31 protein-coding genes are annotated in these 26,336 nt (G+C 53.5%); 9 read left to right on the forward strand and 22 right to left on the reverse strand.

From position 1 onward, the window contains the following. The first annotated feature begins 4 nt into the window (after window positions 1-4). From AC4IE8_RS02340 to AC4IE8_RS02355, 4 genes are read left to right on the forward strand one after another with little or no spacing between them, the layout of a single operon-like run. On the forward strand, window positions 5-271 hold the full coding sequence (locus AC4IE8_RS02340; RefSeq protein ID WP_490790220.1) for an HP0495 family protein: 267 nt from the start codon (window positions 5-7) through the stop codon (window positions 269-271). 3 nt (window positions 272-274) lie between these two features. Then, window positions 275-928, forward strand: coding sequence for a lipoyl(octanoyl) transferase LipB (gene lipB, locus AC4IE8_RS02345; protein ID WP_068989652.1), 654 nt, complete (start codon window positions 275-277; stop codon window positions 926-928). Next, the gene (gene lipA, locus AC4IE8_RS02350) at window positions 921-1,907 is read left to right on the forward strand and encodes a lipoyl synthase (RefSeq protein WP_490790221.1); all 987 of its coding nucleotides are present in this window, start codon (window positions 921-923) and stop codon (window positions 1,905-1,907) included. The genes lipB and lipA overlap by 8 nt, the downstream gene beginning before the upstream one ends. A gap of 15 nt (window positions 1,908-1,922) precedes the next feature. Then, the gene (locus tag AC4IE8_RS02355; protein WP_490790222.1) at window positions 1,923-2,678 is read left to right on the forward strand and encodes a YdcF family protein; all 756 of its coding nucleotides are present in this window, start codon (window positions 1,923-1,925) and stop codon (window positions 2,676-2,678) included. 18 nt (window positions 2,679-2,696) lie between these two features. Here AC4IE8_RS02355 and AC4IE8_RS02360 read toward each other — a convergent pair whose 3' ends face one another. From AC4IE8_RS02360 to AC4IE8_RS02410, 11 genes are all read right to left on the reverse strand, one after another. After that, on the reverse strand, window positions 2,697-3,719 hold the full coding sequence (locus AC4IE8_RS02360) for a M14 family metallopeptidase (protein ID WP_068991599.1): 1,023 nt from the start codon (window positions 3,717-3,719) through the stop codon (window positions 2,697-2,699). Window positions 3,720-3,742: 23 nt separating this feature from the next. Continuing rightward, window positions 3,743-5,161, reverse strand: a complete 1,419-nt coding sequence (locus tag AC4IE8_RS02365; protein WP_490790223.1) for a glutamate-cysteine ligase family protein — start codon at window positions 5,159-5,161, stop codon at window positions 3,743-3,745. Window positions 5,162-5,178: 17 nt separating this feature from the next. Beyond that, window positions 5,179-5,853, reverse strand: a complete 675-nt coding sequence (gene murU / locus AC4IE8_RS02370) for an N-acetylmuramate alpha-1-phosphate uridylyltransferase MurU (RefSeq protein ID WP_490790224.1) — start codon at window positions 5,851-5,853, stop codon at window positions 5,179-5,181. Window positions 5,854-6,169: 316 nt separating this feature from the next. Continuing rightward, window positions 6,170-7,426 carry a transcription termination factor Rho gene (rho, locus tag AC4IE8_RS02375; RefSeq protein ID WP_068989635.1) on the reverse strand — a complete coding sequence of 419 codons (1,257 nt, stop codon included), beginning with the start codon at window positions 7,424-7,426 and terminating at the stop codon, window positions 6,170-6,172. Window positions 7,427-7,609: 183 nt separating this feature from the next. Next, the gene (trxA, locus tag AC4IE8_RS02380; protein WP_068989632.1) at window positions 7,610-7,936 is read right to left on the reverse strand and encodes a thioredoxin TrxA; all 327 of its coding nucleotides are present in this window, start codon (window positions 7,934-7,936) and stop codon (window positions 7,610-7,612) included. Between the two features lie 210 nt (window positions 7,937-8,146). Then, window positions 8,147-8,482: an STAS domain-containing protein gene (locus tag AC4IE8_RS02385; protein ID WP_068989626.1), complete on the reverse strand. Its 336-nt coding sequence runs from the start codon at window positions 8,480-8,482 to the stop codon at window positions 8,147-8,149. Continuing rightward, a complete protein-coding gene (mlaD, locus tag AC4IE8_RS02390; protein ID WP_490790225.1) occupies window positions 8,472-8,951 on the reverse strand; it encodes an outer membrane lipid asymmetry maintenance protein MlaD in 480 nt (159 codons plus the stop codon). The genes AC4IE8_RS02385 and mlaD overlap by 11 nt, the downstream gene beginning before the upstream one ends. A 2-nt stretch (window positions 8,952-8,953) precedes the next feature. Next, on the reverse strand, window positions 8,954-9,736 hold the full coding sequence (mlaE, locus tag AC4IE8_RS02395; protein WP_490790266.1) for a lipid asymmetry maintenance ABC transporter permease subunit MlaE: 783 nt from the start codon (window positions 9,734-9,736) through the stop codon (window positions 8,954-8,956). Next, window positions 9,733-10,587: an ABC transporter ATP-binding protein gene (locus tag AC4IE8_RS02400; RefSeq protein ID WP_490790267.1), complete on the reverse strand. Its 855-nt coding sequence runs from the start codon at window positions 10,585-10,587 to the stop codon at window positions 9,733-9,735. The genes mlaE and AC4IE8_RS02400 overlap by 4 nt, the downstream gene beginning before the upstream one ends. Window positions 10,588-10,752: 165 nt before the next feature. Next, complete coding sequence (locus tag AC4IE8_RS02405; protein ID WP_490790226.1) at window positions 10,753-12,582, reverse strand: Ig-like domain-containing protein; 1,830 nt, start codon at window positions 12,580-12,582, stop codon at window positions 10,753-10,755. Window positions 12,583-12,898: 316 nt separating this feature from the next. Next, entirely contained in the window at window positions 12,899-13,207 is a 309-nt protein-coding gene (locus AC4IE8_RS02410) for a (2Fe-2S) ferredoxin domain-containing protein (protein WP_068989615.1), read from the reverse strand. A 203-nt stretch (window positions 13,208-13,410) separates the two neighbouring features. On the opposite strand from AC4IE8_RS02410, the gene AC4IE8_RS02415 reads away from it, so the two are divergent. Beyond that, a complete protein-coding gene (locus AC4IE8_RS02415) occupies window positions 13,411-14,613 on the forward strand; it encodes a (Fe-S)-binding protein (protein ID WP_490790227.1) in 1,203 nt (400 codons plus the stop codon). A gap of 153 nt (window positions 14,614-14,766) precedes the next feature. Further along, window positions 14,767-15,411, forward strand: coding sequence for a 2-polyprenyl-3-methyl-6-methoxy-1,4-benzoquinone monooxygenase (gene coq7, locus AC4IE8_RS02420; protein WP_068989609.1), 645 nt, complete (start codon window positions 14,767-14,769; stop codon window positions 15,409-15,411). 70 nt (window positions 15,412-15,481) lie between these two features. On the opposite strand, the gene AC4IE8_RS02425 is transcribed toward coq7, so the two are convergent. Both AC4IE8_RS02425 and AC4IE8_RS02430 read right to left on the reverse strand, forming a co-directional pair. Next, window positions 15,482-15,637 (reverse strand): hypothetical protein, encoded by a 156-nt coding sequence (locus AC4IE8_RS02425; RefSeq protein WP_155523021.1) that lies wholly within the window; start codon window positions 15,635-15,637, stop codon window positions 15,482-15,484. A gap of 130 nt (window positions 15,638-15,767) precedes the next feature. Then, window positions 15,768-16,241 carry an ankyrin repeat domain-containing protein gene (locus AC4IE8_RS02430; RefSeq protein WP_490790228.1) on the reverse strand — a complete coding sequence of 158 codons (474 nt, stop codon included), beginning with the start codon at window positions 16,239-16,241 and terminating at the stop codon, window positions 15,768-15,770. A gap of 272 nt (window positions 16,242-16,513) precedes the next feature. Between AC4IE8_RS02430 and apaG the strand changes: the two genes are divergently transcribed. Together apaG and AC4IE8_RS02440 are read left to right on the forward strand one after the other, a co-directional pair. After that, entirely contained in the window at window positions 16,514-16,897 is a 384-nt protein-coding gene (apaG, locus tag AC4IE8_RS02435; protein ID WP_068989604.1) for a Co2+/Mg2+ efflux protein ApaG, read from the forward strand. 126 nt (window positions 16,898-17,023) lie between these two features. Further along, window positions 17,024-17,845 (forward strand): symmetrical bis(5'-nucleosyl)-tetraphosphatase, encoded by an 822-nt coding sequence (locus AC4IE8_RS02440; protein ID WP_490790229.1) that lies wholly within the window; start codon window positions 17,024-17,026, stop codon window positions 17,843-17,845. A gap of 44 nt (window positions 17,846-17,889) precedes the next feature. On the opposite strand, the gene folA is transcribed toward AC4IE8_RS02440, so the two are convergent. Genes folA through lgt form a run of 3 tightly spaced genes read right to left on the reverse strand, consistent with a single transcriptional unit; the run spans window position 17,890 to window position 20,111 of the window. Beyond that, entirely contained in the window at window positions 17,890-18,396 is a 507-nt protein-coding gene (gene folA / locus AC4IE8_RS02445) for a type 3 dihydrofolate reductase (protein ID WP_490790230.1), read from the reverse strand. A gap of 22 nt (window positions 18,397-18,418) precedes the next feature. Then, window positions 18,419-19,213: a thymidylate synthase gene (locus tag AC4IE8_RS02450; RefSeq protein WP_490790231.1), complete on the reverse strand. Its 795-nt coding sequence runs from the start codon at window positions 19,211-19,213 to the stop codon at window positions 18,419-18,421. A 58-nt stretch (window positions 19,214-19,271) separates the two neighbouring features. Further along, window positions 19,272-20,111, reverse strand: coding sequence for a prolipoprotein diacylglyceryl transferase (gene lgt / locus AC4IE8_RS02455; protein ID WP_490790232.1), 840 nt, complete (start codon window positions 20,109-20,111; stop codon window positions 19,272-19,274). Between the two features lie 240 nt (window positions 20,112-20,351). Between lgt and AC4IE8_RS02460 the strand changes: the two genes are divergently transcribed. Then, window positions 20,352-20,726, forward strand: a complete 375-nt coding sequence (locus tag AC4IE8_RS02460; RefSeq protein ID WP_068989591.1) for a helix-turn-helix domain-containing protein — start codon at window positions 20,352-20,354, stop codon at window positions 20,724-20,726. Window positions 20,727-20,874: 148 nt separating this feature from the next. On the opposite strand, the gene AC4IE8_RS02465 is transcribed toward AC4IE8_RS02460, so the two are convergent. The 6 genes from AC4IE8_RS02465 to gcvPB form a co-directional block, all read right to left on the reverse strand. Then, a complete protein-coding gene (locus AC4IE8_RS02465; protein ID WP_068989589.1) occupies window positions 20,875-21,519 on the reverse strand; it encodes a hypothetical protein in 645 nt (214 codons plus the stop codon). Window positions 21,520-21,590: 71 nt separating this feature from the next. Next, entirely contained in the window at window positions 21,591-22,061 is a 471-nt protein-coding gene (moaE, locus tag AC4IE8_RS02470) for a molybdopterin synthase catalytic subunit MoaE (protein ID WP_068989588.1), read from the reverse strand. A gap of 3 nt (window positions 22,062-22,064) precedes the next feature. Next, a complete protein-coding gene (gene moaD / locus AC4IE8_RS02475) occupies window positions 22,065-22,316 on the reverse strand; it encodes a molybdopterin converting factor subunit 1 (protein WP_068989585.1) in 252 nt (83 codons plus the stop codon). 165 nt (window positions 22,317-22,481) lie between these two features. Then, entirely contained in the window at window positions 22,482-23,720 is a 1,239-nt protein-coding gene (locus AC4IE8_RS02480; RefSeq protein WP_490790233.1) for a molybdopterin molybdotransferase MoeA, read from the reverse strand. 66 nt (window positions 23,721-23,786) lie between these two features. After that, the gene (locus tag AC4IE8_RS02485) at window positions 23,787-24,719 is read right to left on the reverse strand and encodes a carbohydrate kinase family protein (RefSeq protein WP_490790234.1); all 933 of its coding nucleotides are present in this window, start codon (window positions 24,717-24,719) and stop codon (window positions 23,787-23,789) included. 164 nt (window positions 24,720-24,883) lie between these two features. Further along, window positions 24,884-26,332: an aminomethyl-transferring glycine dehydrogenase subunit GcvPB gene (gcvPB, locus tag AC4IE8_RS02490; protein WP_068989573.1), complete on the reverse strand. Its 1,449-nt coding sequence runs from the start codon at window positions 26,330-26,332 to the stop codon at window positions 24,884-24,886. Between the last annotated feature and the right edge of the window lie 4 nt (window positions 26,333-26,336).

Consider the following 26,336-nt stretch of genomic DNA (forward strand, 5'->3'; position numbering starts at 1 on the left):
GACTGTGGAAGAAGAAGAGACACTGCTTAAGTTTCCCTGTGACTTCCCGATCAAGGTAATGGGAAAGGCGGAGCCAGGATTCGAGGCGATGGTGGTTGAACTGATCAGTCGGCATGCACCGGGCATCACCGAAACCGCCGTCAACAGCCGTAGCAGCAAAGGCGGTAAGTGGATCTCGGTTACCGTGACTCTGCGTGCCGAGAGCAAGGCGCAGCTGGATGCCATCTATCTCGACCTCAGTGCCCATAAAAAAGTGGTCATGGCGCTCTGAACCGTGCCCGTACTGGAGGTAAAAGAGCTGGGCCTGCAGCCCTATGGCGACAGCTGGCGCGCCATGCAGGCGTTCACCGACAAGCGCACCCCCAACACAGCTGACCAGCTTTGGCTGCTACAGCATCCAGCGGTCTTCACCCTGGGGCAGGCGGGGAAACCGGAACACATCCTGAATCCAGGCGACATCCCGATCGTCAACAGCGACCGGGGCGGCCAGGTCACCTACCATGGCCCGGGACAGCTGATTGCCTACACAATGATCGACCTGCGCAGAGCCCGCTTGGGCGTCAGAGGCCTGGTAACCCACCTGGAGTCCGCTGTGATCGGGCTGCTGGCAAAATATGCGATCCAAGCCAACGCCAGCAAGGATGCCCCTGGGGTCTATATCGACGGCGCCAAGGTCGCCTCCCTCGGTCTTCGGGTTCGTAAGGGCTGCAGCTATCACGGCCTCAGTCTGAATATCGACATGGATCTGGAGCCATTCACCCGGATCAACCCTTGTGGCTATCCCGGATTGGCGGTCACACAACTCACTGAGCTCGGGGTAAAATCCGATTTACCCAGTCTGGGCCGGGAATTGGCCCAACAATTGGCTGAAGGTTTAGGCTACACTCTCAGCTTCACAGATCCGCAAGCAGACAAACCAGATGAGTAGCAACAAAGACCTCCTGCCACCTTCACGAACCAGACCTGAGAGCCATCAGCGGGGCAAGTCCAAACTTTCCCGCATCCCGGTGAAGGTGGAATCGGACCAGACCCCCTTGAGAAAACCCAAATGGATCCGTGCCAAGGCCCCATTGGGCAAAGAGGTCAGTCGTATCCGGCGCATCTTGCGCGACAAGGGTTTGAGCTCGGTGTGTGAAGAGGCCGCCTGCCCGAATCTCGGCGAGTGTTTTCAACACGGCACGGCCACTTTCATGATCATGGGAGATATCTGCACCCGGCGCTGCCCCTTCTGCGATGTTGCCCACGGCAAACCTCAGCCTCTGGATCCCCAGGAGCCGAAACATCTGGCTGATGCGATCGCCTCGATGGCACTAAAATATGTGGTGATCACCTCAGTGGATCGTGACGACCTGCGGGATGGTGGCGGCAACCACTTTGCCCAATGCGTAGCCGCGATCCGACAGAAGATGCCAAAAACCAGCGTCGAGCTGCTGGTTCCCGATTTCCGTGGTCGAGTTGAGCAGGCGCTGAAGCCCCTCATGGATTTCCCGCCGGATGTCTTCAACCACAATCTTGAAACTGTCCCAAGACTCTATCGCCAGGCACGACCAGGTGCCGACTATCAGGGTTCGCTGGAGTTGCTCAAAAGATTCAAACAGCAGCAACCCGGAGTGCCGACCAAATCAGGCCTGATGCTGGGACTGGGTGAACGCAAGGAGGAGATTCTGGCCGTCATGCAGGACCTGCGTGATCACCATTGCGAAATGTTGACCCTTGGGCAGTACCTGCAGCCCAGCCATGACCATCTGCCAGTGGACCGATTCGTCACCCCTGAAGAGTTCGACGATCTGGCCAAACAGGCTGAGAAGATGGGATTTACCAGTGTTGCCAGCGGGCCGATGGTAAGATCCTCATACCATGCCGACCTACAGGCCAATCCATTACTGGAATCCGAACTCCGCAACTGACCCGGTAGATCGCAAATGGATGGCATTGATACACAACTGATTGGAAATCTGATTCTCCCCCCTTCCGGCACCCTGCTGCTGGGACTACTCGGGCTGCTCCTGTGGTGGTCGGCCTTTGGCAGGAAACTGGTTGTTTTTGCACTACTATTGCAGCTTCTGTTGAGTCTGCCGATTACCGCTGAACTGCTGTTCAGCCATCTGCAGCAATACCCTCACCTGAACAGGCAGCAACTCTCTGAAAGCCAGGCTTCGGCGATCGTGGTTCTGGGTGCCGGACGCTATCGGGAGGCTCCGGAATACGCCTCGGACAGTGCCAGCATGCGCCACTTGAGCCGACTGCGATATGCCGCCAGAATCGCACGCCAAACCGGCTTGCCGGTGATACCCAGTGGCGGTAAACCGGATGGAACTGGGATTGCGGAAGCGGTGATTGCCGAACAGGTGTTAAACCGGGATTTCGGCATCTCTGTCCAGCACCTGGACAAACGCAGTAAAAACACCTGGGAGAATGCCCGCTATGTGGCCAGACTGCTCGACGGGCTGGAGATAGAGAGCGTGATCCTGGTCACCGATGCAGCCCACATGGCCAGAGCAACTTACGCCTTTCAGCGTCACGGGGTCGATGCCATCGCGGCCCCGACCAATTTTGAATACCATGAGAGTGCCAAGCGACCACTGCACCAACGGCTCATCCCCAGCGCCGCTGCGGCGATGAACATCTCCTATGGGCTGCATGAGTTACTTGGCCGTTTTTGGTACTCCCTGAAATAGTCCCAGGGAATTCTGCGATCACTGATCATCCAGGTGGGCAGTATAGCGCTCCATCAGATAACAGAGGCAATCCTGCTCGATCACCTCCAGATTTTTGGTCAGCATCGAAGGCATAACCGATCGATTGAGACAGAGCTGTCCATCATCGATCTGAAAATAGTCCCTGGCCACTTCTGCCCCCTGCTCATCCCTGACATCCAGTGCTTCAATACCCCGACCATTGACCCAACCGAACAGGGTCCCGGCGGGCAGCTCGCGAAAGTTCATATGATCCAGATCGGGATCAAACACCAGTTCACTCTCACCCGGGGCGAATCCGAATCGGGTATTGCCGGCCACCTTGACCTGCGCCACGGTATGGAACAGATCGATATCCTGATGGGCTACCGGGTGCTGAGGATGGTCTGCCAGATGCAGGCAGGCTTCGAGATACTCCAGGGCATGCTCCACCCCATGGGCACTGCCCACCTTACCGCACTCCAGCGTCACCGACGGGCAGAGTTCAGCAAACGCCATCGACTGCACCCCCTTGGGCCTGAGGAAATAGACCACGGTACGGGAGAACAGCAGCGCCAGATGGAGAAACGCACTGTCCAGTTTGTTGACGCAGGCGTAGTGCGGGTTCAGACCGGTATTGTTATGCACATCGACGCTGGCAAACGGCTTTCGCTCGCGCATCAACTCGACCACCTGGGCCATCATCCGTCCCTCTGCGGATTCCGCAGCCTGGCAACCTGGCCAGACCCGGTTGTAGTCGAGCTGTCCGGGTAACAGCCGCTTATGTTCTGCCGCTGCAGCGACGTTACCGATAAACAGACTCAAGGAACGGGGCAGCTCCTTACCCCCCTGATAACGCTTCAGAAGCAGGCGAATCGCCTCCCATCCCACATGCTCATTACCATGCATCAACACAGAAACGAACAGCGGCTGAGGTTTACGACCCGGAAGGTGTATCAAGCTGGGCCCTGGCAATTGACCGATCAGCTGATCGGCTTCCCGCGTGAGCAGTCTGTCAGGAATATGATCGTATTGGGTTAACATGATTTCCACAGCACCGATAACATTTAAACACTCCACTCATGAACCGGTTTACCACTCTCCTGCCGTTCCAGGTAAGCCAGGGTCAAACCCTGCATATCCAAACCATAGTTGGCTACCCACTGCTTTTGCCAGCCAGCCCCGTTGATCCCCCGCCTAACCCGCGCCTCGACGATACCCAGCCAGTGCTCCACCGACATCGGATCGATATTCAGTGATCGCAATCCTGTTTCGGCGACCGGCAACAACTGCTGCGTAATCAACTGATCAGCCGGAATACTCTGCCATCCAAACCAATAGAGCTGCGACTGCAAACCGAACCTCGCTGCTTGATAGAAGTTACTTCGCGCTCTGATAAATCCCATCTCCCGCTCGGGCTGCTGATACTGCTCTGCCAGACCGGTAACCAGACCGAAATAGAAAGCCGCATTGGCAATCATGTCGGGTAGACTTGGACCCGCCGGTACGACCCGGTGTTCAATGCGCAGATGGGGTTGCTGCTGTTCGTTGAAGCCGATCAGAGGGCGGTTCCAGCGCCAGATGGTGCCATTGTGCAGGCGCAGATGGGCCAACCGCTCCACCGGTTCGTCCATCAGTCTGGGCAGTAATACCGGGTAGCGCTGTAGATTGGCGCTGAAATTCTCCATCATCGATTGATAGAGATAGCGAATGCCGAAGCTGACTCGTTTGGTCAAATCAGAAGCGCCCACCGAAATGGATTGCTCGAACAGTGGAATCCTGGTCTCGTCCCATAGGCTTTTGCCAAACAGATAGGGTGAGTTTGCGCTCAAGGCAACCATCGGCGCCGATACGATTTTTGACAGATTGTAGAGTTTTGCCGCCTGGTTCGCCGCCACCTGCAGATGGATCTGAAAAGAGGTTGCGGCTGATTCCAGCATCACATCATCATGGCAGAGATCAAGCGTCTCCCGCCCATCGATATGCAACTCCACCGGCTGTCCCCGGCGTAACTTGAAAACCTGATCGTTGAGCGCCCGATAGCGGTTCAGCGGGGACATATTTTCAAGACTGAGGTCCGCTTGTCGCAGACTGGGCAGAATACCCACCATACCCATTCTTGCCGAGAGAGTTTCGGCCTGTCCGTTGCATTCACGCCAAATACTCTGCAACTCCCCAAACATCCGGTCGAGTGCATCGGCCTGCAGCTGACGAGGGGTGGTATTGATCTCTACATTGAAGGTTGCCAGTTCGGGCACGACGAACTGATCATCCAGACCGGCCAGCAATTGTTGATTAAGCGGCGCAGGCTCACCGGCCTGATTGAGGATGCAGGCCTCCAACTCCAATCCACCCAGATCTCCGTGACTGTCGAAAACCCCCTCTTTGAACCAGCTTTCCAGCAGCCTGGTTTCCACAACCAACCGTCGCTGAAATTCAGCAATATCCGCTTCAGTAAAATTACTTGAGGTAATCTCCTGGCCCATGCCGTGCCTATTTCAAATTAGATACTGTTACTGAATGAGTTGAGTTTCTGTTCAAGCTTTTCAAGTCGTTGCGGGGTTCCCACATCGGTCCACTCCCCCACATGGCGTTCGCCGGATACTTTACCCAAGCTAATCGCCTGGCGAATCAGTGGTGCCAATGGAAACGACCCGGCGCGACAACTACTAAACAGTTGAGGATCATAAATACCAATCCCACTGAACGTTAATTTCTCTCCAGAGCGGTCGGAAAGACGTTCACCCTGCAGATAAAAATCACCTTGCGGGTGATGCGCTGGATTGGGCACCAACACCAAATGGGCCAGATCCTCTGGAGACAGATTGAGTTCCGCAAGATCCACATCACACCAGATATCCCCATTGATCACCAGGAATGGCGCATCCCCCAACAGGGGTAAAGCATTAAAGATACCACCACCCGTCTCAAGTGCCTGACCTTCAGCCGAATAGTTGATAGCAACCCCCCATTGATCCCCCCGGCCCAACCGCTGTTCTAACATCTCTCCCAGATGGGCATGATTGATGACAATTTCCCGATAGCCGGCTTTCGCCAGCCTTTCGATATGGTGAACGATGAGTGGCTTGCCTGCGACAGGAAGCAATGGTTTCGGAATAGCGTCGGTAAGCGGCCGCATCCGCTCTCCACGCCCTGCGGCCAGAATCATGGCTTTCATTGTTTGGTTGAATCAGTGTGGAAAGTTCAACTGTAACCGACTGCCCGCAGCTTAGCCACACCCTCTATGAAGTATAGTCGAGCCAATACGCTGACAGATGATCGAAGAGAAAAGGACGACCGCAAATAAACGCTAACAAAGCAAATACCGTTTTCCGGGCAATCTACAAACACGAAGCATCGTGTCCAGCCAAACCCTAGGGAAAATTTATTGCACTGGTATCGTGCTTCATTCAGAAGTCAGGCTTCAGCATCAAGTCCGCAACAATCATTTGCGGACTTTTCTAATCTTAAAAAGCGGTCTGTTCAGGTCGATATCAACCCTTCATGGCATCGAAGAACTCATCATTGGTCTTACTGACCTTGAGTTTGTCGAACAGAAACTCCATGGCTGCCAGCTCATCCATGGGGTGGAGGATTTTACGCAGGATCCACATCTTCTGCAGCTCATCCGGTTTCATCAGCAGCTCTTCACGACGGGTGCCTGAGCGGTTGATATTGATGGCCGGGAAGATACGTTTCTCGGCAATCCGACGGTCCAGGTGTACTTCCATGTTACCGGTACCTTTGAACTCCTCGTAGATCACATCGTCCATACGGGAGCCGGTATCCACCAGTGCGGTGGCCAGGATGGTCAGTGAACCGCCCTCCTCGACGTTTCGTGCCGCACCGAAAAAGCGCTTTGGCCGATGCAGGGCATTGGCATCCACACCACCGGTCAACACCTTACCCGAAGAGGGTACAACCGTGTTGTAGGCGCGGGCCAGTCGGGTGATGGAGTCGAGCAGAATCACCACATCACGTTTGTGTTCGACCAAACGCTTGGCCTTTTCGATTACCATCTCGGCAACCTGTACGTGACGGGTGGCCGGTTCATCGAAAGTACTCGATATCACCTCTCCACGTACCGAACGGGCCATCTCCGTGACCTCCTCAGGTCGCTCATCGATCAGCAGTACCATCACATAGCACTCAGGATGGTTGTTGGTGATCGATTGGGCAATGTTCTGCAGCATCATCGTTTTACCCGCTTTCGGCGGAGACACGATCAAACCACGCTGGCCTTTCCCAATTGGTGCACAGAGGTCAATGGTACGGGCGGTGATATCCTCGGTACTGCCGTTACCGATCTCCAGATGAAAACGTTGATTGGCAAACAGTGGCGTGAAGTTCTCAAACAGGATTTTGCTTTTGGCATTCTCCGGTTTGTCATAGTTGATCTTGTCCACCTTAAGCAAGGCAAAATAGCGTTCGCCATCCTTGGGAGGCCTGATTTTACCGGAGATGGTGTCGCCGGTACGTAGACTGAAACGACGAATTTGGCTCGGAGAGACATAGATATCATCCGGTCCGGCCAGGTAGGAACTGTCAGCCGAGCGGAGAAAACCGAAACCATCCTGCAGAATCTCCAACACGCCATCACCGAAAATACTTTCACCTTTTTTCGCATGCGCTTTGAGAATGGCAAAGATCAGATCCTGTTTTCTTGTCCTCGCCATACCTTCAATTTTCATGGTGGTGGCAAGTTCAGCCAGTTCCGGCACAGGCATTTTCTTTAATTCGGTAAGGTTCATAGTGATTCAGAAGTGTGTTGGTTGATGAGAAATTGGTTTGGAAGGAAATCGGCCCGTAATGGGTTGGTTGATCTCTAGCTTTTGATTTCGTTTTCGGTTATCGGATCAGGCCTGAACGGAGCGAGGAGTCTACGAGGTCGGATGTTGGCAGACAGTGGTGAAACGTCCTGCACCTGATTACTGTTATAGATTACTATCGATAAATGCCACAAGTTGCGATTTTGAGACGGCGCCAACCTTGGTTGCCTCGACTTCACCGTTCTTGAACAACATCAGGGTCGGTATGCCGCGAATGCCGTATTTCGGTGGTGTATTTGGATTTTCGTCAATATTCAATTTTGCCACTTTCAACTTATCGCCATACTCTTTGGCAATTTCGTCCAGTACAGGCGCAATCATTTTACAGGGCCCACACCATTCGGCCCAGTAATCAATCAGCACCGGCTGACTTGATTGAAGTACGTCAGATTCAAAAGAATCATCTGTTATATGAACAATCTGCTCACTCATCGATTGAGGATCTCCAATTGAATGATTGGGGATGTGTTGAGCGGAGTCGGTCCGCTACTATTCTTCATGCCAAGCATCCAGTAATACACCGCGTGACAAGTAACAGTATCGAGGGGGAATGACTGGATAGGATTGAATATTGAATCTTAAAACAGAGATTATTTCAAGGCCTATTCTAATCCAATCCACCAAAAATTGTCATAAATCAAATTATAGGGTACTCGATTCCGCAATATGTCCTGCCAGCAGTGACTCAATCTGGCAGAGTCGAGCTACTGAGTGGATTGTCTCAGGCACCTGTGTGAAGACAACCCTGGCATCCCGTTCTGCAGCCCTGGCCAGCCACTCAAGCATCAGTGCGAGCCCGGCACTGTCGGCCTTCTCCACCCGCATTAGATCGATCTCCACATCGGGCAAGTTGGCAAACTGGGATTCTGACTGCAAGAGCAGCGACCTGGCATGACTGAAGGTCATCTCACCATGCAGCTGGAAATGGAAGGCCCCCACACGCTCCAGTTTTGCTTCGCTCACGCTATCAGGGCTCATCAGACATGGCGTTCTCTTCAGCTTTACTGAACAGAAACTGCCCCACGATCTCTTCCAGCACCAATGCCGACTGAGTCATCATCAATTCACTGTCCTGCTCCAGACTCTCCAGACTGCCCCCTGGATCCAAGCCAACATACTGCTCACCCAGCAGGCCCGAGGTGTAGATCTTGGCGATACTATCATCGGGGATCTGGTTGAATTCAGGATCGATAGCGAGAGTGACCACGGCTTCAAAGCTGCCCTGATCGTAACTGATGCCGACCACACGACCAACTCTCACACCGGCCATGGAGACCGGCGAGCGCACTTTCAGTCCACCAATATTATCGAAGCGGGCGGTTATCGTATAACCCTCATCGGATGAGATACTGGCAAGATTACTGACCTGCATTGCCAGGAAAAAGAGCGCTACAAGGCCCAGTGCCATGAAGAAGCCGACGGTAATCTCCAACTGTCTTGTCTGCATGATTAGCCTCCAAACATTAATGCGGTCAGTACGAAATCAAGCACCAGCACCGCGAGTGCCGAGTGAACCACCGTCTGTGTCGTCGACTGACTGACACCCGCCGATGTGGGGATCGTATCATATCCCTGAAAAAGGGCTATCCAGGCACAGACGAAACCGAACACAAAGCTCTTGATCACACCATTGAGCACATCTTCGCTCCAGTCGATCTTGGCCTGCATCTGACTCCAAAATGCACCATCATCCACCCCAAGTAATCCCACACTGACAAAATAACCACCGATCACACCAATCGCGCTGAACATGGCGGCCAGCAGGGGCATGGAGATGAACCCGGCATAGAATCTGGGGGAGAGAATACGACGAATCGGGTCGACAGCCATCATCTCCAGACCTGAAAGCTGCTCGGTTGCCTTCATCAGGCCGATCTCCGCGGTCAGCGCTGAACCGGCACGCCCGGCAAACAGCAACGCGGTAACCACCGGACCCAATTCGCGTACCAGCGAGGCGGCCACCATCACCCCCAGGCTATCCTCGGCACCAAACTGGGAGAGCACATAGTATCCCTGCAGACCGAGCACCATGCCGACGAACAATCCGGAGACCACAATAATTGTGGTGGTGCGCACACCGATACTATAGATCTGAGCGGCCAGCAGATTCAGCCGAGGCAACAGGCTGGTGAGACCCAACAGAATCTGTAACAGCAACAGGTGGCCTCGGCCCAATCGCTCCAGCGCACTCAAGCCGACTCGACCGAATCTGGCGAACAGATCCAACACTATTTTGCCCCCCGCATACTCAGCAGGTCGTCAGACAAGGCTGGCGCCTGATAGTGGAAGCCTACCGGACCATCGGGCAGCCCCCCCATGAACTGCTTGACCGCCGGCGAATTGGAGCCCATCAAGTCATCCGGTGCACCTGACTCGATCACCTTGCCAGCGGAGATCACGTAGATCAGATCGGAGATACCTGCGGTCTCCTCAACATCATGAGAAACCAGGATACTGGTCAGACCGACTGCATCGTTGAGACGCCTCACCAGTTGCGCCAGCACCCCCATGGAGATTGGATCCTGACCGGTGAACGGCTCATCGTACATCACCATCATGGGATCCAGGGCAATCGCACGGGAGAGCGCGACCCGCCTGGCCATACCACCAGAAAGCTCTGAGGGCATCAGCTCTCTGGCGCCCCGCAGACCAACCGCTTCGAGCTTCATCAATACCAGACGACGGATCATCGACTCCGGCAGATTGGTGTGCTCCCGCAGCGGGTAAGCCACATTGTCATAGACCGAGAGATCGGTCAGTAGGGCGCCGCTCTGAAACAGCATGCCCATCCGCATCCGCAGTTGATAGAGCGCCTTACGGGAGAGCTTATGCACATCCTGACCATCAACCTCGATGCTGCCCCGGGTCGGGCGCAATTGGCCGCCGATCAACTTCAACAAGGTAGTCTTTCCGGTACCACTGGGCCCCATGATGGCCGTCACCCTGCCGCGGGGGATATCGATATTGACACCTTGGAATATCGGGCGATCTCCATGGTAAAAGTGGAGATCTCTGATTTTTACGAGCGGTGGTGAGTTATTCACTGTGTGTGGTTCTAGAGCATCATGCTCGGCAGCAAGAATGGATGAACTGCATTGTGTCTTTGCCGTGGTTAGGCGTCAAGGGATTGATTCAAGATTAGCTCAAGATATCAAAGTAGTATTCGAATCGTTATTAAAACCAAATCCACAAAAAAACCCTGTCTGAACCCAGACAGGGTTTTTACATTGCAGAATAGCAGTCAGCTGTTAATCGTTTACAATCACAAATCCACTGGTCGTGGTGCCACCAGGTGTGGTCACTCTAATTGTCAGGATGCCTGTCTCATCACCTGGGTTTCTATTTACAGTCGGAGTGAGCGCCACCCGATAGTCAACCACACCGGCTTGAGAGGCCAATCGGGCATTCGCATTCGTACTCGGCACAATAAAACTGCCTCCAGTCTCGATGCTACCGTTGGTAGTCGTAAAGTTAACTGTTGTACCAGCCGGCATGACCTGTCCGGTGACTGCACCCCTAACAGTAAAGGTGTATGTTGAAATTCCTGCTGGCAGGTCAATCGCCAGAAAACCGGAAGCCACATCAACATCTGCACCATCCAATAGAATTACAGGAAAGGATTCAGACATCACCAGTACCAGGCTATCCCGAACATTGATGTTCTTCTCGGCACTGCATGAGACGACAGAGACCGGGGTTACGCCGAAACAGACACCAGGATCATCCCCGGAAGCAACTGCGGATTGCGCTTCAGCAACAGCAGCGGCATCACAACAGAGCGCGCCATTGTAGTCAGGATCCACACCAACATCGTCATAGGTATTGTTGTTATTAAAATCCACAAACTCTTCCGCTACGGGATCACGAACACCATCTTCATTGTCATCACGGAATGCCTCAGGAATATCGGCAAAGGGGGTATCACCCGAGTCCAATACACCATTACCATTGGCATCAACAAATGACTCTTCACCCAGCATGGTCGCAAGAATCGTTACCCGTCCCATTCCACCAGGCAGCAGATCTTCCCAGGGCCTGGGATTGGAACTCGTCCAGACCACGCTACAGGAACCATCATCAATCTGGCATTGTGACTGTATCTGGCCACCCTCAGTGGTGAAATAGACAGCCGTACCATCCGGTACAGGGTTGTTGAAATGGTCCGAAGCATGCACTGTGACCTCAACTTCGGTGCCATCGAGATTCAGTCCTTCACAGTTCAGAATTTCTGCGCTCAGCGAGATACTGTTCTGATCTGAAACACCAGTGGATATGACCAGACCGTCAGACTGAGTTGAGATCAATGGATTGGATTCCAACGCGGCTGTCACCCGGACGGTAGTCGGTACTGTGCCCGATTTAACATCCGTTCTGACGATTCCATCGATATCACTGGTCGCTTTGATCGAACCCGCTGGTATTGCAACCCCGCCGATATCCGTATTCAAAGAGAAGTTGACCACCTGCTGGGAAACCGGATTGCCGTTGGTATCCAGCACCTGGAACGAAACCTTGGAGACCTCGGTCAAACCTACGCCGCGGAGACCAATAACAGACGGTTCTGCCGAAACAAATTGCATGGAACCGATCTCTGCCGGTTGAATACTGACTGTTCCTGTTGCGGTAGTTGTATTTCCGTTCACTGTTGTGGTTGCACGAATCGTGTCTGAGCCGGAACAGCCCTGAGCCACATAAGTTGCTGTGACAACACCATCTGCAGTGCTTACGGATGAATCTATAGTAGCCAACCCGGATGCCAGACAGTCGGTAGTGAAGGTAACTGTCGCGCTATCCTGATAAAGATTACCCTCCACATCAGCCAAGGTTGCCCTGACAGAAGTCTGCCCACCGGCAGAGAGAGAGGTAACCGCAATATTCAGCTCACCAATTTCGAAAGAGGATCCTGAACCATTACCAAGAAATATGGCCGCCCCGCTGGTCCCTGCATCATCGATGGTGTCACCGGTCCCGGTTGTACCACCACTGCTATCCCACGGGGTCTCTGCATCACCACCACCACAGGCGACGAGCACTAACATAAGAATAAAAGGGGTAGCTAAACGGGCTAAACCTGACATGGCAAACTCCAAAATCCCATACGAAACAGTCCATTAAGTGAGGAAACTTAGACTAATTTCTTAATAGTATACAATCACTCGGCTAATGCAAGGGATTATAAGCAATGAAATGGCTATTTTTTCGCCCCAATACCGACCCGCGTCACGCTTTAGCATTAGTAGCGGCAAGCCACTCTACACCACTCAATCCTCAACTTCTACTGAGTAGCGGCAGCATCGTTTGCCGCTTTAGGAAAATCTGGTAGGCCAATCCGCAAAACATGACTGAGTTCCTGAAAATGCTGCAAATCCCTCAAAGGAAAGATGGAATTACCGCCTAAACGGTCAGTCGCTCGACGATTTCACCCTCGATCAGGTGTCGCTGCAGGATCTCATCAATATCATCACGGTCCACATAGGTGTACCAGACCGCCTCGGGATAGACCACCAGTACCGGCCCCAGGTCACAGCGGTCAAAACAGCCGGCGGTGGTGACCCTCACCCCCCCAGGACCGGTAAGACCCAGCTCCTTGACCCGGCCTTTCATGTAGTCACGCATGGCCTTGGAGCCATGACTTCCGCAACAGGGGCGCCCATCCTGTCGCTCATTGACACAGAAAAAGAGGTGATGACGGTAGTAGGACATAACGTAGCCTCGACGTGATGGTTAGTCTGCTGCTTGCAGAGCCGAATGGATAAGATCATGCCCAATATTAGAGACTGGATCCACTCTCCTCAACCAGATCAGCCAGCCGAAGGGCTCCGTAATGTGCGAGTTCTTCAAGATCTCTCCAACTAACAGCACGATTCAGGTAAAATGGCCGATCTTTTCCGGAAACGCTGCCCGTTGTGACACCTGAAGACCTGCTTGTTGAAGCAGACCGCTGCGTAAAATGCGGTCTCTGCCTGACTGTATGCCCAACCTATCGACTGCTCGCCAGCGAGGCTGATTCACCTCGTGGCCGGATCAGTCTGATTCAGGCGCTGGCGAAAAACGAGCTCGACATACACTCCCATGCTGAACAGCATCTTGACCGTTGCCTCAATTGCCGGGCCTGTGAATCCGCCTGCCCTTCCGGGGTGAAATATGGCAGTCTGCTGGATGCCAGTCGTTCATCGATGACCTCAGAACATCGAAAAAAGCCGCTGCTGAAACGACTTCTCCATCAATTGAGCCATAGCGGGAGACTCAACTTCTGGATACGCCTGTATCATATAATCCGTCAATCCGGCCTGCTTGCCCTGGCAAGAAAACTGCCTGCGCCCCGTTTCAAGCAGCTACTCGCCATGGCAGATCAACTGCCTCGGACACCTGTGGATCGTGCCGGTTTCTATCCATCAACAAAACCAACAGGAAAAAAAGTACAGCTGTTCACCGGCTGCATTGGCTCGAAGGTCGATGACAACCTGGTTCAGCGCGCCATCCATTTGCTGAGTGGCTTGGGATATGCGGTAGATATCCCGCCCGACACAGGCTGCTGTGGCGCCATGCATCGACATAACGGCTTTTTCAGAGAGGCTGAGCAGCAGTGCGACGCCATCCGCACGCAGACCGCCAAAAGCAGCGCCCAATACTTGATCACCCTGGCCACCGCATGCCACCTGGAACTGGCAGAACAGCAGGTAAGCCGACTGCCACTGGTCTCAATTTCTGATTTTCTGTTGCAGCTGCCCGACAGGGAGATGCCTGAATTGGCTCCCATGCCAATCAGGGCGGCTCTGCACCGCCCCTGCTCTTCACGGGACAGCTCGGATTGGCAGATACTCAACAAGATTCCTCAGCTTGAATTGGTCGAATTGGCTGAGAATGAACTATGCTGTGGCGCAGCAGGAAGTTACCTACTCACCCAACCGGAAATCTCCAATCAGCTAGGTGAGATCAAACTAGCCCACCTCAAAGCCAGCGGTGCGAAAATTCTGATCACTACCAGCACCGGTTGCGCCATGCAGTTTCGCCAGCAGATCAGACAAGCCGGGCTCAGTATTGAAGTACACCATCCGATCGAGTTGATCTACAAACAGTGGCGCAGCGCCGGCATGGGAACCCAATAACCCACCGCCACCGCAGACAGCTCGGTATTCATCAAGATTGACCACAACACCGTTGCCAACCAACAGTCGTTCAGCAGCGAAAGTGAACCAATCAGTCGCTGAGCCAATCAAACAAAGTTGAAGAACCCCCAGGTTTAAGGCTAAGGTTTGCACATGAGTGAACGTGATTACAAAATGGCAGACCATCTGTTGATGGGGCTGGACAGTGCAGTTCGAACCCTGTTCGGCAGACCCCTGGTCACTGAAAGAGCCAATCCTGCAGATGGCATCGATGAGACCGAACTATCGGATCAAGAGCGGGACCTGACCGCACGCCTGATGCGTATCAATCATACCGGTGAGGTATGTGCCCAGGCACTCTACCAGGGCCAGGCATTGACCGCCCGACTGCCGCAAGTCAGAGAGCAGATGGAGAGAGCGGCCCAGGAGGAGAATGACCACCTGGCATGGTGCGAAAAGCGACTGGATGAGCTGGATAATCGTAAAAGTCTGCTCAATCCGTTCTGGTATGCCAGCTCATTCATGCTTGGTGCCGCAGCCGGACTGGCTGGCGATAAATGGAGCCTGGGCTTTGTGGCCGAGACAGAACACCAGGTAGGCGCCCATCTGGATGAGCATATCAATCGCGTCCCACAACAGGACAAGCGAACCCATGCCGTATTACAGCAGATGAAAACGGATGAAGCCGAACATGCCGCGCTGGCCCTCAAGGCGGGCGGAGCTGAGCTTCCTCAACCGATTAAAACGGCGATGAATCTGACCTCTAAACTGATGACGAAGTCAGTATTTTACCTATAACCCGAACCCCTGGGTTCAGGCGTGAATCAAACCAGGCAAGTTAGCAGACAGATATCCACAGACTTCAGGATTATCCGGCCTCAGCCTGGGATACTTCGCTGTGTACCACCTCATGCCGATCAATAGCCCCAACCTGAACAGCCAACGTCAAACCAAAGCCTATCATGACCAACACCACCACCACGGCAAAGAAGTCTGGTTTATGATGAAGATGTTGCCTTTTCATATCTCTTACAAGTCCAATCAATGACTTATTAACAAGTATTCACGTGCATTACGTTGTTTACTTAGACACGCATCACGTTGTTGCAGCGAAAACATCGCAAAAACTCAGGTTTTGTGAGAAGCACCTCGCACTACTTCTTCTCTTCCTTGCCACCACCCTCTGTCGCGCCCATCTCAGTCAATAGTGTGGAGACCTCCGTATGACGTCCCCGATTTGACAGGGTCAGCGGTGTGTTCCCGGCTTGATCGGCCACATTGACATCAGCACCACGCTGTATCAACAACCGCACTACCTCAAGATGACCAAAGGATGCCGCTTCCATCAGTGGTGTAAGACCGGCGCCATCGGCCAGGTTTGCATCAGCACCGGCAGCCAACAGGGCGCGTACGGTCTGCAGATTGCCATTGAACGCCGCAATATGCAGAACTGAGCGACCGGTTGGGTTTTTCGTGTTGACGTCAACCCCCTGTGACAACAGATCATTGACCCGCTCCACTTCGCCCGAGGTTGCGGCAGCAAGCAGCGCCTGACTCTCAGGTGCAAGCTCGACAGCACTGCCAAGCGGGATAACAAAGCAAAGTAGGAGCAATAGACCAACTCTCATCTAGCCGGATTCCTGTAGTGTTTCCTGATCAGCGTATCGGCAACGGAATTTATTTCTTGATAGAATTCTCAAGCATCTCCTAAGCAAGACAATTTCTAACTCATTGAGCTGTCTGAACCTATTCCGTACGATGTGGCCAAATAGCGTACAGGGTGGATGACCAATAACCCTCCTTCCGCTATTGCACTACCCACTGTGCCCCAGTACCCTTTAATCAATGAGAACTGTTGAAACAGACAGCAGAGCAATATAAACGATCAGGTTTGATAAAGATGGAAAAGGAAACGAAGCACCATATCGAAGTTGAGGTTGAGACTCGATACATCGAGTCCCAATCTCTGCCCAAAGAGCAGCGATATGTCTTTTCCTACACCGTAACCATCCGCAATGACGGAGAATCTTCCGCCCGGCTCATGAATCGTCACTGGATCATTACCGACGCCAACGGCAAAACCCAGGAAGTCCGTGGCGAGGGGGTTGTTGGTGAGCAGCCACAGCTCAATCCGGGAGAGACCTTCCGCTACACCAGTGGCACCGTACTGGACACTCCGGTCGGCAGCATGCAGGGCAGTTACGATATGATCGACGCTCAGGGGAACCATTTTGACGCTCTGATCCCGGCCTTTTCTCTGGCCCGCCCCGGCAGTCTTCACTAATCCAATCGTCAGCGGAAAAAACATAGACTGGATTCATCCAATGTCAGTCAACAGGTAGCTTCACACAGCATTGAGCATCCAACAGACAACCGCCAGAGACTAATCCAGACAGTATCAAGAACAACTATGGCTATCTATGCAATCGGCGATGTACAAGGCTGCTATGATGAACTTCAACAGTTGTTGGAGCTGATACGCTTTGATCCAGCCAAAGACAAACTTTGGTTTGCCGGAGACCTGGTAAACCGGGGACCAAAATCACTTCAGGTGCTGCGTTTCATCCGATCCCTGGGTAACCGGGCCGTCTGCGTATTGGGCAATCACGACCTGCACCTGTTGGCCATTTCCCAGGGTAATCGCACCTATCAGAAACAGGGCAACCTGATGGACATTCTCGAAGCCCCGGACAGTCAGGAACTGATCGATTGGTTACGTCATCGCCCAATCATGGTCCACCACGCCAAGCGGAATGTGAGTATGGTGCACGCCGGCCTGCCACCCCAATGGGATCTCATGACGGCGCTGAGCTGCGCCCGGGAACTGGAAAAGACCCTTCGCGGTTCGGGATTTCACGACTTTTGTCAGCAGATGTATGGCGATAAACCGGATAAATGGCGGGAGAACCTCAGCGGCATAGAGAGATTACGCTTCATCACCAACAGCTTCACCCGGCTTCGCTACTGCACCCGGGATGGCCGATTGTCGTTACGGGACAAAGGCGCACCGGAACAGCATCTGAATGCCTCCATCCCCTGGTATGCGGTACCCGGAAGGAAAAGCCGGCACGACAAGATTCTGTTCGGTCACTGGTCGACACTGGGGTATCGGCAGATCGACAATGTCTGGTCACTGGATAGTGGATGTTTCTGGGGTGGTCAGCTCACCGCATTGAAGCTTAGGAAACGCAAGCCACCGAAACCCTACCAACTGAGGTGCCCAGCCAGATAAACCAGCAATTACGGCTCCATCACCGAGCCACACACAAGCCGAACTCAATTGTCCACTCCGGAAGCACGCCGGATCAGGTTAACAAAAGTGTAGTCATAGGCATTCTTTTCATCCGCGGAATGATCTTGACGGTCCACTTCCTGCCACTCCTGCCAATCGATTTCAGGAAATCGCACATCCCCTTCAACATCGGCGTCTACCAGGGTCAGATAGAGGCGATCCGCTCTGGGCAGCATCGCAGCATAAAAATGGCTGCCACCAACAATCATGATCTCCGGCTCCCCTTCCACGGCCGCCAAAGCCTCCTCTACCGAGTGCACCACCTCAGCGCCAGGGGCTAGATAGGCCTGATTGCGGGTCACCACGATATGTCTTCTGCCGGGCAGCAGTCCAGGCAGGGACTCCCAGGTATGACGCCCCATCAGGATCGGTTTTCCCAGAGTCAGAGACTTGAAGTGCTGCAGATCGGCAGGCAGATGCCAGGGCAGGCGGTTATCGCGACCGATCACACCATTCTTTGCCATTGCGGTGATTAGCGAGATTATCGACACATCGACACCTTATTTATAGGGTTCAAACCGCGACCGGCGCCTTGATATGGGGATCGGGATCGTAATCGGTCAATTCAAAATCCTCGAAGCGAAACCCAAAGATATCCTTCACCACCGGATTGATCGACATGCCGGGCAGTGCTTTCGGTTCCCGGGAGAGCTGCAGCTCCACCTGGTCCAGGTGATTAAGATAGAGATGGGCGTCGCCAAATGTATGTACAAACTCACCCGGCTTGAGGCCGGTAACCTGAGCCACCATCATGGTCAGCAAGGCATATGAGGCGATATTGAACGGCACCCCGAGAAATACATCCGCACTGCGTTGATAGAGCTGACAGGAGAGTCGGCCTTCGGCCACATAGAACTGGAACAGGCAGTGACAGGGAGGCAGAGCCATCGCATCGACCTGGGCCGGATTCCAGGCTGAGACGATCAGACGCCTTGAGTCCGGGTTAGCATGGATCTGTTCCACCAGCTGAGCGATCTGGTCCACATGGCCGCCACCCGGGGTTGGCCATGAGCGCCACTGATAACCATAGACAGGACCTAGATTGCCCTCCTCATCCGCCCACTCATCCCAGATACTGACCCCATTCTCCTTCAGATAGCGGATATTGGTATCGCCTTGCAGAAACCACAGCAACTCATGGATGATCGATCTCAGATGCAGCTTTTTGGTGGTCAGCAGAGGGAATCCCTGTGAGAGATCGAAACGCATCTGATAACCAAATACACTGCGGGTACCCGTGCCGGTTCGATCCTCCTTGGTAACCCCGAAATCCCGCACATGGCGCATAAGATCAAGATACTGTTGCATGCTGTTGCCTATAAATCTGGTTTTGAACCCGGCACCATAATAGGTTATGTAACGGGCATCAAGCAGGCATTGTCTCTCTTCGGTAGGCGAGAAAGAGCAACAACACACCAAACAGAATCATCGGTACACTCAACAGCTGCCCCATGGTGAGCCAGTCAAAAGCCAGGTATCCGATGTGTAGATCGGGCAGGCGAACAAACTCGATGGCGATGCGAAATATCCCGTAACAGATCAGAAACAGTCCGGAAACTGCCATTCTCGGCCTGGCCTTGGCAGAGAAGAGCCACAGGATGGTAAACAGAAGTACACCTTCAAGCAGGAACTCGTAGAGCTGATTGGGATGCACCGGAGGTGATAGGACCGTGTCCGGTGGCAGGCCCAGGCGCGCGCAGAGGTTGTCGGACTCGATACAGGGTACCTGCATACCCCAGGGCAAGGAGGTGATCCCCCCCCAAAGTTCCGCGTTGATGAAGTTGCCCAGACGACCGGCCCCCAGACCAATGGTGACCAGAGGCGCGATAAAGTCGGTTGCCTCAAAAAAGGTTCGGCCCTCTTTGTGAGCAAAATACCACATCGCCAGCAACACACCGATCAAACCACCGTGGAAGGCCATTCCGCCCTCCCAAACCATAAAAATGATCAGCGGATTGGCCAGAAAGCTCTCCAGGTCATAAAACAACAGATAACCGATTCGGCCACCACCGACCACCCCGAGCACAATGTAGAAGACGATATCGTCCACCTGCTTGGCATTCCAGACGATACCGGGCTTACCAACACGGATACGCCCAAGCCACCAACCGCCGAAGAAGCCAATCATATACATCACACCGTACCAATAGATGTCGATTGACCCCAGGGTCATGATTACTGGATCTATGTCGGGGTAAGTCAGCATGGGTGGGCATATTATCACAGGAATCCCATTCTCCAATGTGACATTTTTTTGGATATCTGCGATTTTCTGACACACAGCCCATGTTAGGATACTGTGAACTTAGTCACATTATTCCCATGTACTGGAATTAATTTCACAGGCGTTGTGACGGACAAATTAGGAGTGTCAAGTTTTCGTTCGATGCGCCGCTACCAGATACAAGACGATGCAACAACCTTTAGGCATCCAACGGGAAGGACAATGAGCTACGTACACGCACAGAAATTTGAAACCTATATACCGCGGGAAATGGATACTCTAGGCTCTAGACTACGCAGAAAAAGACGGGAAAGAGGCTGGACGCAAGAGGAACTGGCTCTACGCGCCGGCACCAATCAAGCCGTCATTCAAAAGATTGAAAACGGAAAAAGCCTGCGCCCGAGAAAAATTGATGAAATCGCTCAGGTTTTGGATGTCAATCCAGCCTGGCTGATGTTCGGGGAGAGCACTTCCTCCGTGATGGATGACGAATCCATTGAAGTGGCCAAAGCCTGGCACAATCTGCCGGAACCGATTCGCAGCAGAATCAAACGCAACATCTTCGAGCAGGTTCTGCTTCACTCGAACAAGAAGTAGCTCAGCTTCCTGATCTCCAGCTGGGATGAGTGCGGTACATCCCGGCTTTTTCATTCCCCCCTTTTCAGACAGAAATCAGACTCGGCAGATAACCGGGTAAATTTCCCCTCGCCTGCCGGAATCTGTTGAAACTGACTAATCCGGCGGCTCAAAAACGGTAAGAGAAACCGAAAGAGAAGACCGGGTAGTAGCGGTAATCCTCGATATCATCCTCAAATCGCTGCTCTTCCAATCTAACATCGTTTGGATCAACCAGCTCAGCCAGGGCGCCTGTCGGTACCAGGTCGACGCTACCGGCTCCCTGATAGAGGACCCCCAGATCCACATTGAACCCCCAACCCTGCTGCTTATAGGCACCGGTATCCCAGCCTACACCCAGGTAGGGTGCATAGGACCTGAAACCCACAACCGCATCCAAACCTACCCCAGGATAGACGGTATCGCCGATCGTCAGGTTTTCAGCACCGGCAGAACCGCTGATTTCGTTGTTGTTGCGAAAAACACCGGCGGTGAAGCGAAAAGAGGATTTGGATTTGAACGGGTGCCAATCGGCAACCAGAGAGAGGCTCCGCCACTGCAGATCGAGATCGTATTCAACCCCATCCACCTTGGCATCAAAACCGAAGTCGTATCGATTGAAACCCAGCCGAGCTTTGAACTGTTCAGTCAGGCCATAGCCCGCTTCAATGCCGAAGCCCAATGAACCCAGCCTGGCGCCCACCACGGTATCGTAGGCGAAGGCTGATTGGGGCAGCAAGAGCAATCCAGTCAACAACCATTGGGTTCTGTACATTGAGCTTCTCCAGCTCTTCAATCCTGAATCAAACTGATGCCATTGTTAGGGCCCGGCCACTCTACTCCCGGCTATCGATCATTGGCCTCCTGGGACCATTGACGGATGGCCTCGTCATCACTGTCGCGGGCATCAACCCATCGTTCGCCATTTTCGGTTGCCTCTTTTTTCCAGAATGGCGCCTGCGTCTTCAAATAATCGATGATGAACTCACAAGCCTGAAACGCCTCTTTACGGTGGGCTGAAGCCACAGCAACCAAGACGATGGGGTCGGTTGGCTTTAACTCACCAACCCGGTGCACAACCCGGCAGCCTTGTAGCTGCCAACGTTCAAAGGCAAGTTTCACGATCTGCTCCAGGGCGTTCTCCGTCATACCGGGGTAGTGTTCAAGAAACATCGTGTCGACCCGGTCACCCTCGTTGAGATCTCGCATCAAACCGATAAAAGAGACGACCGCACCAATGGCAGGATCCTCTCCCCGCAACAGGTCCACTTCATGGTTTGGATCGAACGGTTCGGAATCCACCCGGATGGTAACCATGCATCAGCCTCCGGTTACCGGTGGAAACAAGGCAACCTCATCACCCGCCTGCAGAGGCGTCTGTGGATTGGCCATCTCCTGGTTCACCGCCATCATGATCCGTTGGTCCTCCGACAACAGTCTCGACCAGGCACCACCCCGTTGGCGTAATCGGCTGAGCAGATCGTCAACGCAGCGGAGATCATCCGATTCCATCTGTTCCGAATCGACACCCAGCTCTTCTCTGAATCTTGCAAACAAACGTAGTTGAACCATGCGGAAATCCTCACGCAGACCGAAGTCTCTGAAATAGGTTTGATATTGTCGGGAATCATCCGGCCCGCCCTCATCCCTATCGTCTCAGGGCCGATTACCAGGAATCCTGAGCGACCCTAATGGCAAGCATATCAGATGTAAACTCTAAAGGGTTTAGAGTCGAAATCAGCTGATCAATTCACTGTAAGGAATAAAGTCCACAAAATCACCAGGCTTTATTGCCGTCAATGGGGGTAACACAGCCAATCCATTCGCCCAGGCGACTGAGGTTAAGACACCGGAGGATCGATTGGAATACAACCTGACCACTTCACGTCCCTGCTCATCGATCTCCAGCTGGCCACGGGCATACTCCTGACGCTTGTCGGTTGCCGCCTTTTCGAAACCCGCCACAACCTTGCGGGAGATCGGCTGAATGCCTGTGGTCAGACCCTGCATCTTTTTTATGAATGGCCTGCCGAAGATCGTGAAGGTGACGAACAGGGAAACGGGATTTCCTGGAGAGCCGAGAAACGGAGTACCTTTGATATGTCCAAAAGCCACAGGTTTTCCCGGACGGCTGGCTATTTTCCATAAGTCCAATGAACCCAGGCTCTCCACGGCAGGCTTCACATGATCCTCTTCCCCCACTGACACCCCACCCGAGGCCAGTACCAGGTCAGCCTCTTCGGCCCCCTGTCGCAGAGCATCGCAAGTCGCCTCAAAGGTATCCTCGACTATACCCATTTCAAGGGTTTCACAACCCAGTTGTTGTAACAGCCCGGTCAGAGTGAATTGATTGGAGTTGTAGATCTGACCAGAGCCGAGTGGATTACCCGGCATCACCAGTTCGTCCCCACTGGAAAACAGCGCCACCTTCAATTTGCGGTATACCGACAACTCAGCCACCCCCACGGATGCCGCCAGTCCAAGATGTTGTGGTGCGAGCCGCAACCCCGGTTTCAGAATCACCTCTCCCTGCAGGATATCCTCACCAGCGCTTCTAATATTCGCTCCAGCGGCCGGCTTTTCCTTGATGGTCAAACGATCCCCGTCTGCCTCGCAAACCTCCTGGATCACGACCACATCCGCACCGGGTGGCACTGGGGCGCCGGTAAAGATACGGGCTGCAGTTCCGGGAGTGAGGGGCTTACCCACTGAGCCTGCGGCAATCCGCTGATCGATGGTCAGATACTCTTTGTCAGCGGACAGGTCCGCGGAATTGACAGCATAACCATCCATCGCACTGTTATCCCAGGGAGGCACATCGACCTGACTTTTAACCGGCTCGGCCAACACTCTGCCCAGCGCCTGGTTGAGTGGCACCGACTCTTTCTCAGTAACAGATTTTGCCTGCGACAGCAGCAACGCCAATGCCTCACCCACAGGTTTCAATGATGGTTGATGGCGATCACAATCACTCATCTCTTACCTCTCCTAGGAATCTGTTAACCCGAACCCAGTGGGTTCAGTAGGGATTGAACCAAGAGTTCAAAACCGATAATCAAACGCTTTTTCAAATCGATGAGCAAAGGACTCGGTAGAGACGATATGGTTTTGTGTCCCGGCCTGCTCAACCTTGATCGCCCCCATCAAAGAGGCAATTCGACCGGTGGTCTGCCAGTCCATGTCGTTCATCAGGCCATAGATCAGCCCCGCCCGGTAAGCATCACCACATCCAGTAGGATCAACCACTGCTTTCACCGGCGCATTGGGAATCTGAAATGATGCGTCCCGGGCAATGATCTCTGATCCCTCAGCTCCCCGGGTGACAATGACAGCTTCCACCATCTCAGCCAACTGCTTCAGACTCTTGCCGGTTCTCTCCTGCATCAGCATCGCTTCATAGTCGTTGAACGCCATCCAGGTAGCCTGCTCAGCAAACTTCAGCAGACTATCGCCATCGAACATCGGCATGCCTTGACCAGGGTCAAAAATGAAAGGCACGCCGGATTCGGCAAACTGTTCGGCATGGTCCAACATGCCCTGCCTGCCGTCTGGTGAGACCATACCCAACGTACAATCATCAATTTTTGAGACATTGATCTCGTGAGCCTGGTTCATTGCACCAGGGTGGAAGGCGGTGATCTGATTATCGTCTTTGTCGGTGGTGATATAAGCTTGAGCGGTATAGCTGCCGGGAACCACTTGAATATGATCCCGGCTGACACCACACTCATCCATCCATTTCGCATAGGGTTCGAAATCGTCACCGACCGTGCCAACCGGTTTACCCTGCCCGCCGAGCATTTTCAGATTGTAAGCAATGTTCCCGGCGCATCCACCAAACTCCCGTCGCATATCCGGAACCAGGAAGGAGACATTCAGAATATGTACTTGCTCCGGAAGGATGTGGTGTTTGAAATGATCATGAAAGACCATAATGGTATCGAATGCGAATGAACCGCAGATCAAAGCCGACATAGCTGCCTCTTATCCTTAAACTGTTACAAAGGTGGGTATTGTACAGCGATCCAAAGCTGAAGGTGTCAACACAATGTCATCGTGACGAGAGCAACGCCACAGATAACATTGGTGAAAGATTCACGCTGATTGGCGTCCATTCGCGGCGCCACAATCCTGCACAATCAATCCCCAGCTTTATAAGCCAGATCCAGCTCCCGAGCCGCGCGCACATCATCCAGGCGTTTGACGGGCATGGTATGGGGTGCCTGCTTCACCAGGTCCGGCTGATTCTCAGCTTCCTGCTTGATGGTGCGCATGATGTCGACAAACTGATCCAGCTCCTCTTTGGCCTCGGATTCCGTTGGCTCCACCAGTAGACACTCCGGTACCAGCAGCGGGAAGTAGGTGGTGGGAGCGTGCACACCATAATCGAGCATGCGTTTGGCGAAATCCATGGTATTCACATCCAGCTCCTTGGCCTGCTTCTTCAGGGTCAGGATAAATTCATGACTGGCCCGCCTCTCCGGATAGGCGGCATCGAAACCGGCCTCCATCAAACGCTTCAGCAGATAGTTGGCATTCAGTGTGGAAAACTCGGATACCCGATGCATACCTTCACGACCCAGTAGACGCGCGTAGACATAGGCACGCAACAACACACCCGCATTACCGGCAAAGGCGGACAGTCGACCAATGGTATTCGGTCGATCCTTTTCGCTCAGCCAACGGTAGTCCTGACCATCATAGTCAACCATGGGTACAGGCAGATAGGGCTCCAGGCGCTCACTGACACCCACCGGACCCGCGCCCGGGCCACCACCACCATGAGGTGTTGAAAAGGTCTTATGCAGATTCATATGAATCACATCAAACCCCATGTCACCCGGGCGAACCTTACCGAGGATCGCGTTCAGATTGGCGCCATCATAATAGAGCAGCCCACCGGCCTCATGCACCATGCTGGCAATCTGTTTGATGCGTCGTTCGAAGACGCCAACCGTAGAGGGGTTGGTCAGCATGATACCGGCTGTTTGCGGGCCCAATGCCGCTTGCAGCGCCTCCACATCGATATCCCCATCCGCTCCGGTGGGAATTTCCCGGGCTTTGTAACCGCACATCACCGCTGACGCGGGGTTGGTGCCATGGGCCGCATCTGGTACCAGAATCTCTGTACGTTGATCATCCCCCCGGGCATCGTGATAGGCCCGAATCATCGCCACGCCGGCAAACTCACCCTGGGCACCCGCCGCTGGTGAGAGCGAGACCGCATGCATACCGGTAACGTTTTTCAGGATCTCCTGCAGCTCATAGAGACAGGCCATGAAACCCTGGCTGTGGGTATCCGGAGCCAGCGGATGCCGAGACTGTAGCCCAGGCAGACTCGCCAGGGTATTGCATGCCCTGGGGTTATACTTCATGGTGCAGGAACCCAATGGATAGAAGTGTGTATCGATTGAGAAATTCTTCTGCGACAGACGGGTAAAGTGTCTGACCGCCTGCATCTCTGAAACCTCTGGCAGATTGGGCCGACTGGTACGCACCATCTCAGCAGGAATCCCTGTCAGCTCAGGTTTTTCCAATGGAGCCTGTGCAGTGGCTCGTCTACCTTTTCGCGAATGATCGTAAATCATAACT

This window comes from Candidatus Thiodiazotropha sp. AKAK2 (assembly GCF_058244685.1).

Bases quoted from the DNA above. Each gene is read 5' to 3' on its own strand.
- lipA (WP_490790221.1), top strand. From the start codon at position 921: ATGAGTAGCAACAAAGACCTCCTGCCACCTTCACGAACCAGACCTGAG.
- AC4IE8_RS02355 (WP_490790222.1), top strand. From the start codon at position 1,923: ATGGATGGCATTGATACACAACTGATTGGAAATCTGATTCTCCCCCCT.
- AC4IE8_RS02360 (WP_068991599.1), bottom strand. From the start codon at position 3,719: ATGTTAACCCAATACGATCATATTCCTGACAGACTGCTCACGCGGGAA.
- AC4IE8_RS02365 (WP_490790223.1), bottom strand. From the start codon at position 5,161: ATGGGCCAGGAGATTACCTCAAGTAATTTTACTGAAGCGGATATTGCT.
- murU (WP_490790224.1), bottom strand. From the start codon at position 5,853: ATGAAAGCCATGATTCTGGCCGCAGGGCGTGGAGAGCGGATGCGGCCG.
- rho (WP_068989635.1), bottom strand. From the start codon at position 7,426: ATGAACCTTACCGAATTAAAGAAAATGCCTGTGCCGGAACTGGCTGAA.
- trxA (WP_068989632.1), bottom strand. From the start codon at position 7,936: ATGAGTGAGCAGATTGTTCATATAACAGATGATTCTTTTGAATCTGAC.
- AC4IE8_RS02385 (WP_068989626.1), bottom strand. From the start codon at position 8,482: ATGAGCCCTGATAGCGTGAGCGAAGCAAAACTGGAGCGTGTGGGGGCC.
- mlaD (WP_490790225.1), bottom strand. From the start codon at position 8,951: ATGCAGACAAGACAGTTGGAGATTACCGTCGGCTTCTTCATGGCACTG.
- AC4IE8_RS02405 (WP_490790226.1), bottom strand. From the start codon at position 12,582: ATGTCAGGTTTAGCCCGTTTAGCTACCCCTTTTATTCTTATGTTAGTG.
- AC4IE8_RS02410 (WP_068989615.1), bottom strand. From the start codon at position 13,207: ATGTCCTACTACCGTCATCACCTCTTTTTCTGTGTCAATGAGCGACAG.
- coq7 (WP_068989609.1), top strand. From the start codon at position 14,767: ATGAGTGAACGTGATTACAAAATGGCAGACCATCTGTTGATGGGGCTG.
- AC4IE8_RS02425 (WP_155523021.1), bottom strand. From the start codon at position 15,637: ATGAAAAGGCAACATCTTCATCATAAACCAGACTTCTTTGCCGTGGTG.
- AC4IE8_RS02430 (WP_490790228.1), bottom strand. From the start codon at position 16,241: ATGAGAGTTGGTCTATTGCTCCTACTTTGCTTTGTTATCCCGCTTGGC.
- apaG (WP_068989604.1), top strand. From the start codon at position 16,514: ATGGAAAAGGAAACGAAGCACCATATCGAAGTTGAGGTTGAGACTCGA.
- AC4IE8_RS02440 (WP_490790229.1), top strand. From the start codon at position 17,024: ATGGCTATCTATGCAATCGGCGATGTACAAGGCTGCTATGATGAACTT.
- AC4IE8_RS02450 (WP_490790231.1), bottom strand. From the start codon at position 19,213: ATGCAACAGTATCTTGATCTTATGCGCCATGTGCGGGATTTCGGGGTT.
- lgt (WP_490790232.1), bottom strand. From the start codon at position 20,111: ATGCTGACTTACCCCGACATAGATCCAGTAATCATGACCCTGGGGTCA.
- AC4IE8_RS02460 (WP_068989591.1), top strand. From the start codon at position 20,352: ATGAGCTACGTACACGCACAGAAATTTGAAACCTATATACCGCGGGAA.
- AC4IE8_RS02465 (WP_068989589.1), bottom strand. From the start codon at position 21,519: ATGTACAGAACCCAATGGTTGTTGACTGGATTGCTCTTGCTGCCCCAA.
- moaE (WP_068989588.1), bottom strand. From the start codon at position 22,061: ATGGTTACCATCCGGGTGGATTCCGAACCGTTCGATCCAAACCATGAA.
- moaD (WP_068989585.1), bottom strand. From the start codon at position 22,316: ATGGTTCAACTACGTTTGTTTGCAAGATTCAGAGAAGAGCTGGGTGTC.
- AC4IE8_RS02480 (WP_490790233.1), bottom strand. From the start codon at position 23,720: ATGAGTGATTGTGATCGCCATCAACCATCATTGAAACCTGTGGGTGAG.
- AC4IE8_RS02485 (WP_490790234.1), bottom strand. From the start codon at position 24,719: ATGTCGGCTTTGATCTGCGGTTCATTCGCATTCGATACCATTATGGTC.
- gcvPB (WP_068989573.1), bottom strand. From the start codon at position 26,332: ATGATTTACGATCATTCGCGAAAAGGTAGACGAGCCACTGCACAGGCT.